This is a genomic window from Streptomyces sp. NPDC033136, assembly GCF_055578235.1.
Genome location: NZ_JBVIPD010000044.1, coordinates 9,141 through 16,083 on the forward strand (window position 1 = coordinate 9,141; position 6,943 = coordinate 16,083).

At 70.1% G+C, this 6,943-nt stretch carries 7 protein-coding genes; all 7 read right to left on the bottom strand.

The features are described 5' to 3' along the window. Window positions 1-242: 242 nt before the first annotated feature. Entirely contained in the window at window positions 243-533 is a 291-nt protein-coding gene (locus ACZ5TL_RS38965; protein ID WP_468595514.1) for a hypothetical protein, read from the bottom strand. Beyond that, complete coding sequence (locus tag ACZ5TL_RS38970; protein ID WP_468595515.1) at window positions 530-1,111, bottom strand: helix-turn-helix domain-containing protein; 582 nt, start codon at window positions 1,109-1,111, stop codon at window positions 530-532. The genes ACZ5TL_RS38965 and ACZ5TL_RS38970 overlap by 4 nt, the downstream gene beginning before the upstream one ends. 695 nt (window positions 1,112-1,806) lie before the next feature. Next, the gene (locus ACZ5TL_RS38975) at window positions 1,807-2,679 is read right to left on the bottom strand and encodes a hypothetical protein (RefSeq protein WP_468595516.1); all 873 of its coding nucleotides are present in this window, start codon (window positions 2,677-2,679) and stop codon (window positions 1,807-1,809) included. Continuing rightward, window positions 2,676-3,359 (bottom strand): ParA family protein, encoded by a 684-nt coding sequence (locus ACZ5TL_RS38980; RefSeq protein WP_468595517.1) that lies wholly within the window; start codon window positions 3,357-3,359, stop codon window positions 2,676-2,678. Before ACZ5TL_RS38980 ends, ACZ5TL_RS38975 begins: the two co-directional genes overlap by 4 nt. A gap of 279 nt (window positions 3,360-3,638) precedes the next feature. Beyond that, entirely contained in the window at window positions 3,639-4,697 is a 1,059-nt protein-coding gene (locus tag ACZ5TL_RS38985) for a hypothetical protein (RefSeq protein ID WP_468595518.1), read from the bottom strand. Then, the gene (locus ACZ5TL_RS38990; protein WP_468595519.1) at window positions 4,694-5,260 is read right to left on the bottom strand and encodes an RNA polymerase sigma factor; all 567 of its coding nucleotides are present in this window, start codon (window positions 5,258-5,260) and stop codon (window positions 4,694-4,696) included. The genes ACZ5TL_RS38985 and ACZ5TL_RS38990 overlap by 4 nt, the downstream gene beginning before the upstream one ends. Then, window positions 5,257-5,508, bottom strand: coding sequence for a hypothetical protein (locus ACZ5TL_RS38995; RefSeq protein ID WP_468595520.1), 252 nt, complete (start codon window positions 5,506-5,508; stop codon window positions 5,257-5,259). Before ACZ5TL_RS38995 ends, ACZ5TL_RS38990 begins: the two co-directional genes overlap by 4 nt. Window positions 5,509-6,943: the final 1,435 nt, after the last annotated feature.

The window sequence follows — 6,943 nt, forward strand, 5'->3', positions numbered from 1 at the left end:
GGGGGGGGGGGGGTTGGGAGGGGGGGGCAACCACGGGGCCACCTCCACCCCTCGGGGGGGTGGTTGGGAAAGGGAGGGGGAGGGGGGGGGGGGGCCCCCCCCCCCCCTGCCCCCCCCCCCCGCTCGCCTTCTGTGTGCCGGACCAGACTCGCCCCCCACCCCGACCACGGCAGGTCAGCATGTTGAACACGCGGGCGGCACCTCCATCAGCCGGGGTGCCGCCCCCAGTCGCGACCGACCGATCAGACGACGTACCGGTCGATGGGCTCGGCCGCATACGTGCCGTCAGGCAGCTGTACCTTGGTCAGCTCGAACCGTTCCGGTCCTCGCCCTACGTCGCGACGAATGACGGTCCCCGCTCGCCGGGTGGTGAGGTGCACAACCGGACTCCCATCGGGGGCTGCACTGTTGAGCAGGGTGTACTGGCGCGGGCGATTCGCCCGCCGGGCAAGTACCCAGGTGAGGGCACTGCCCACGATGAGGACGGCCAGGCCACCCAGGAAGTTGGGCAGCGTGGCGGCGAGAATGTTCATGCCGTCCGCCGCGCGATCGTGGTGGGGTCCTGGGTCCGGGCCAGTTGACGCCATTTCCGGATCCAGGGGTCCCGGTACTGCGAACCACAGGCCTCTAGGAAGGCTTGGAGGGTGTCGAACCGCGGGAGCCTGTCATCGTTCAGCATCTTGCTGAACGTGCTTTTGCCGGCATAGCCACGGGAGCGCCGTGCCAGGTCACGCATCGACGGCTTACCCGCCCACACGTGGAGCTCCCGGAGAGCTTCCACGTACTCGTGGATACTCCTGACCTCCACCACGTCAGGTTCGCCGGTCTCAATCCGGACGGGACGGACGTTGTTTCGGAGTTCCTTCTCTGGCTCCCTCCTCGCCCGATCATGGATCTCTCGCATGAGGTCCCACGAGAGGTCGGCACCGGCGCCCTGCAACGCGTTCACGAGCGTCAGAAGCGTGGACTCGCTCGGCAGACGCTGTGCGTCCTCGAACCGGCTGATCGACGAAGCGGCGATGCCGGAGAGGTCGCCGACCTGGTGCATGGAGAGGCTGACGCTGAGTCGAGCTTCGATCAGCTGACCTGCGAGCCGTACCCGGTCACTCATGCAGCACCGCCCGAGCATGAGCAGCGCGGGGAGCGCGGCAGAAGGTACATGTGACGCGTTGACAAAACTTCCTCCAGAGCCAGGAGTCCAGCGGGCGGGGAGGTTGACGGACCTCCTCGGCGGTATGCCGACACCTAGAGCATGGAGCGCCTGCGCGCGCAATGGCAAGAGTCTCTTTCCTTGCCCGCTCGCGCCGTCGTCCAGGAAGTACCTGGTCAGGCCGTACTCCTTTCGGGGATTCCGAGATCAAAATCGTCCACAGGTGTCCACGAGTGTCCATAAGCGTCCACAGCGGAGAGGGCAACCGACTCGATCGATCGAGTCAATGAGTCTCGCCGACCTGGGGCAAGCGGACGCCGGGTGTCCAACTTCGTCCGGAGTCGGCCGAAGCCGTCCAACAGTGCTGTGGCACTGCTTGCGCCACCCGCAACGTGGAGCGCGAAGCCACTCCGGAGCCAGGAGACTTCAAGGCACTCGTGTTTGACGGCGCGCGTGCCGAATTTGGCGTATTTCGTTTACGCCACGTTGAAGAGCCCGCGCCTTCCAGCGCGGGCTCTTCAACGTGGCGTGGGCTGCCTCGACCTGGCCTGCGCGCTCTGTCACGCACCCCCTGCGGCGGCTCAGCAGGTGAACGCGCGGGCGGCCCCCCAATCAGTCGGGGTGCCGCCCGCAGTTGTGTACGGTCCGTGGCTGCGCTACGTCCAGGCGCGAGTGCCGATCCAGTGCTGGAAGGTGTCGTCGGTGAGGGCTTCCACGAGAAGGTCCGCGGCGCGCTCGGGACTGATCTTCGCCTTGCCCGCCCCGTCCGCGATCCAGGTGCTGAGCCGGTCGACGTGCTCCGCGCTCAGCACCCACCGCCCCGCCTCCCCGGCCGGGCCGGTGCCGTGACCGTCGGCGCTCATTCCCAAATTTGGGAATGAGCCGCCGGGCTGCTCCTGGCCGTGGGCGACGACCGTGCCCGTGACCGCCTCGCCGGCCCCGTGCCCGGCGCGCTTGGCCGGGGCGGGCTTGCGGGCGGGCGGGAGCTGGCGGGGGACGAACAGCGCCTCCAGGCGCTCCGGCTCGGTTCCCTCGCGCAGGAAGTCGGCGAGGTTGGCCACCACCTCCGCGGTGACCCGGTGCCCGGCCTGCTGGCCGTGGCGGCGCAGCTCGGCGTACCAGCGGGCCACCGCCTCGTGGCCCTGCTTGTCGGCGACGTCGACCAGGGCGCGGACGTGGGAGTCCGGGGCCGGACGTTCCAAGGCGTCGGTAATCGCCTTGGCCAGCGGCCACTCGCCGATCTCGCGGTAGGCGGCGGACTCGCTGATGCCGTCCCACTCGTCATCGAGGTACTGCTGCCGGGTGCGCTGCCCGTCCTCACCCCGGTACAGGCTTCGGCGGAACGCGGCATCGAGGGCCTTGCCCCGCATCCACTTCGCGGCCTGGTGGTGGTCGCGGGCGGCATGGATGCGGTCGAGCTGCTGCTGCTCCTTCGCGTCCAGCGGCCCGGTGCGGTCGAGGTCCTGCGGCTCGGGGATCAGCTCGGGGACGAAGGCGCGCGCCCGGTCCCGCTTGCCGAGGGCGGTCACGGGCGCCACCTCGCCTCGGGCAGGTGCCCGAGCTTGGTCAGCTCGGTGACCAGGGCGTCGTACGGCGCCTTGCGCTCCGGCTTGTCACAGGGGAAGCCGACCGCGGACGCGATGCCCTCCCGCCTCGGGATCTGCGTGGACAGGACCGTCCAGCGCGGGTCGGTGCCGTTCTCGCCACCGTTCGTCAGCAGGTCCGCGTACTTCTTCGGGCTGGCCGCCCCGGCCTGGCAGCGATTCAGCAGCACGTACGTCGTCGGCGGCTTCCCGCTCTCGCGCAGCGCGGCGGACCGCTTGATCACCTTGGCGAGCGGCGTGCCCCGCTCGGGCCTGGTCAGCCGCTCGTAGTCCGGGTTCGTCGGGGAGAGCGTCACGATCACGAGATCGACCACTTCGAGGATCGAGTCCACGATGTCCGGGTGGTTCTCGGCATGCCCGGCATCCACCACGTTGACCCGGTCGTGGTCCATCTCGGGGTAGACGACCTCGGCGAACGCCGGGGTGTCCGCCACGTGCACCTCGCACGGGAAGTCGCCGGCATCACGCGCCCACGCCTTCAGTTGCAGCGACTCGTCCGCGTCGTAGCAGGTCACGGGGTGGCCAGCCCGTGCCAGGGCATAGGCCAACAGGCCCGTGTTCGTCGTACCGCCCATCGTCCTGGGCTTCAGGCTGGCAATCAGCATGCGCGACACCCTACGGACCCCGTAGCGAGCCGTGGTGGTGTCCGCGCAGCATTTGCACGGCCGGGCCGTCCCGATGCCTGCCCTGGCCGGGCCCGAGACGGCAACCGCCGGCCCGGGCCACCACCAGGAGCAAGGCGAGCGGCGGCCCTGGTGGTCCCGCCGCGTCTGACCACCGCGCACGCCCGCAACATCGACCCTCATCATCACGGCCGCGGAAGTGCCTCGCGGGCGCGGAACCACGCGTGCGACGCACGCGTACGTGGAGTGTCATCAGGGGGTTCATAGTTCGGCGAGGTCGCGGATGGTTGCGGTGCCGGAGCGGATGGTCCAGGTTCCGCTGCCGGGTGGGGTTTCGTCGGATTGGTTCTTGAGGTCTTCGATGTCGATGACTGGTGGCCATTGTGTGCCGTGTTCCGACCAGCGGACTCCGCTGAGGTCCGTGCTGGTCAGGTCGGCGTCGCTCAGGTCGGCGGTGGTGAAGTCGTCCAGGAGCGTGTGCAGGGAGTCCTTGTCGAGCGCGGGTGGCTCCCGGCGGAGTGCCAGGCCGATGGCCTGGCAGACCTCGGCAGTACGCACATCGACGAGGGCGTGGTCGAGGTCGACGGCGCGGCCGATGGCGCGGCCGAGGTCGAGGACGCGGTTGAGGTCGAGGTCGAGGGTGCGGGCGAGGACGCGGGCGAGGTCGCGGGCGCGGGCGATGGTGCTGGTGCTGGTGCTGGTGCGAGCGCGGTCGAGGGCGCGGTCGAGGACTACGGCGAGGTCGATGGCGCGGGTGCGGGCGAGGTCGAGGACGACGGCGAGGTCGCGGTCGCGGCCGAGGGCGAGGTCGCGGACGCGGTCGAGGGCGAGGGCGCGGTCGAGGACAACGGCGGGGTCGAGGTCGCGGTCGAGGACGAGGTCGAGGACGAGGTCGAGGACGCGGTTGAGGTCAAGGTTGAGGTCAAGGACGCGGTCGAGGGCTTGGGCGCGGTTGAGGTCGCGGGTGAGGGCTTGACTGGCTGCTTTGACGGCGGGGTGGTTGCGCAGGGTCATGCGGTCTGTGGGGCTGATCGTGCGGAGGAGTTCCCCGGTGTCGGTGTGGTCGTGTGGTGTGTCGGGTGCGCCGGCCGCGGGGGTTTGGGGGGTGGCGGGCAGGATGGCGGCGAGGCCGGCTTCGGTGTCGAGGACGGTGTCGAGGTTGTCTGTGGCGGTGTCGTGGTGGGAGTGGAGGAGGGTCTCACGCAGGCCGGCTTCGACATCGAGGAGGTTGTCGAGGGCGTTGGTCAGGGCGTGCTGGTGCTGGGTGAGCCAGTGGTCCACGGTCTGGTCGTGGGGGTCGTTGGCGGGGTGGTGGGTCACTGTTCCTCCTCCCGTGCCTTGAGGTAGGCGGCGGCGGTGCGGCGGGCTTTCTTCAGGTTGGCGCGTACGTTCTCGGCCGGCAGGCCGAGGTGGTCGGCGATGTCGGTGGGGGTGAAGTCGGCCAGGGTCCAGGCCATGACTTGGCGCTGTTTCATCGGCAGGCTGCGCAGCAGGGGCAGCGTGTCGTGCCGGGCTTCCCATTCCGCGATGGCGTCGGGGCGGGGCACCAGGGAGGTGGGTTCGGGGACGTCCTCGACGAGTTCTTCGACGGAGGCGACCTTGCGCACGAGCGCGCGGGAGGCTGCCTTGTAGACCCATGCCTTCGGGTGGGTGATGCGGTCCCATCCCCGGTAGGCGTCGGTCATGGTCTCCTGGGCGATGTCCGCGGCCGCCTGCACGCCGGCGCCGTGGTTGATCAGGAAGCCGGTCAGAGGGCGGATGGTCGCGCGGTAGAAGGCGGAGAACTCCTCGTCCGTCTGCTGCCGGGCGCGGTCGCGTCGGTCGGGTGGTGCAGGTGTGGCCGTCGGCCGGTCGGTGCCGTCTGACGGGTCGTGGGCGCTCACGCTGCCTGGCCCTCCCCTGGAACCGGAGTGCGGGTGATCTTCACACGCAGGCGGTGGCCGTCGACGTCCTGGGCGTCCAGCTCCACCAGGCCGTCCCGGGCCACGGTCTCGGTGACCCCGAGAAGGTACCGGTGCCGCTGCTGTTCACGCCGCGCCCGCCAGCGCAGGCGCAGCCAGAGTCCCAACAGCGCGCAGGCCTTGGCGATGACGATCGAGCCGATGGTGATGACGGTCGTGGTCGGGTCCATCAGGGAGATCCCCCCTTCCTCGTACGGGCGCGGCCTCGGAGCCGGGCATGAGCTAAGGGGCCGAAGAGTCCATGATCGTGAACTTCTGACCGAAAGACTTTTCCCACAGGCTTCCGGGACCCTTCCCTGAGCGCAGCGGCATCTGTGGTGTCCGTGTCTCGACTCCCTCGGCGTTGTCGCGCCTGACTCTCGCGCGCCCTGCGAGCCAGGGGCAAGCACCCCCCTTGTCGTCCGCCTGTTCCCCAGGTGAGCACCCCTTGTCGATCCGCATGCCTCAAGGCCGTGCCGTCACAAGGGCACGCCGGTCGTGCGGCAGCGCAGTATTTGCACGGGCCCCCGTGGAGGGGTGTCCCTTGCTGTTGCGCGGCCTGTCGTGTGGGTCGGGTTGTCGGTGCGGCAGGTGCTCTGTGACCTGCGGTGCGCCCGGCTGCTCCCCGTGGTGAGGTCGAACGCGACAACACCCCGGCCGGGACGGGCCACGAGGGCCTGAGCGCGGCCGACACGGTCGCCCTGGCGGCGGCGCAGCCCGACCTCCAGCCACCCTCCTCCACGGCCGGCACGGCGCGCGCGGTCGGGGCAGGGTGTCCGCGCAGTATTCGCACGGCCGGACAGAGGGCGGGCGGCGGTTCGGTGCTGCGCCCAAACGCTGCTTTCCGCGCCCCTTTTCGGCCCGCATTGTGGAATGGGGTGGGAAGTCGCGGGTTTTGTTGGCGTATTCCGTCCGTGGATTTCCGCGCCTTTTCCGGGTTTTGGGTTGGTGCCATGTGCTGGTTCCAGAGTTTGTCTCGCCCGGGTTTTTGATGCAGGGTCATCATTCCCCGGTTCGGGCTTTGTTGCGACCCCCGGTATTCGCCCCGATACCCTGACGGCCCGTCAGTTCGAGCCCGAGGCCACCCTCGCCCCGTGCCCCGGAACGCCCCGGGCCAAGGTCCGTGCAGTTCAGGCCCGGTGGTGCTGCGCCCCGAGCACGGGCCGAATCTCTCCGGGGGTGGTGGTCCGGGGTCCCAAACGCTACACAGGCCCGCAGAGTGATGCAGTGGGTGGCCCGGATCTGCCAACGCTACATGCTGCATCACTCCCCGTGCCCAACCCCGGGACCACCGGCCACGGTTGAGGACACCCCCGGCCACCCTCCCTCGTAGCCAGCCGCCCGCGTAGCGGGCTCGGTCCCGAGCGCAGCGAGCGGACCGCCAGGCCCCGGGGACCGGGGTCGGAATGTGCAGCGCAGCGCAGCATTCGCACGGGGAGCGCAGCGGACCGTGCCGCCTGCCCGCAGGGCAGGCGAGCCCCTCGGAGCGTAAGCGGAGAGGGGCACGGCCGCGCAGTGGCCGAACGTGCCCGCGCAGCGGGCACGGTGACGCTCCGTCACTCGCCCCCGCGCAGCGGGGCCGTGCCCCTGCCCTGCGCGCAGCGCAGGGGTACCCGCTCCGGGGGG

Coding starts and splice junctions, on each gene's coding strand:
- ACZ5TL_RS38965 (WP_468595514.1), bottom strand. CDS start 533: ATGAACATTCTCGCCGCCACGCTGCCCAACTTCCTGGGTGGCCTGGCC.
- ACZ5TL_RS38970 (WP_468595515.1), bottom strand. CDS start 1,111: ATGAGTGACCGGGTACGGCTCGCAGGTCAGCTGATCGAAGCTCGACTC.
- ACZ5TL_RS38980 (WP_468595517.1), bottom strand. CDS start 3,359: ATGCTGATTGCCAGCCTGAAGCCCAGGACGATGGGCGGTACGACGAAC.
- ACZ5TL_RS38995 (WP_468595520.1), bottom strand. CDS start 5,508: ATGGACCCGACCACGACCGTCATCACCATCGGCTCGATCGTCATCGCC.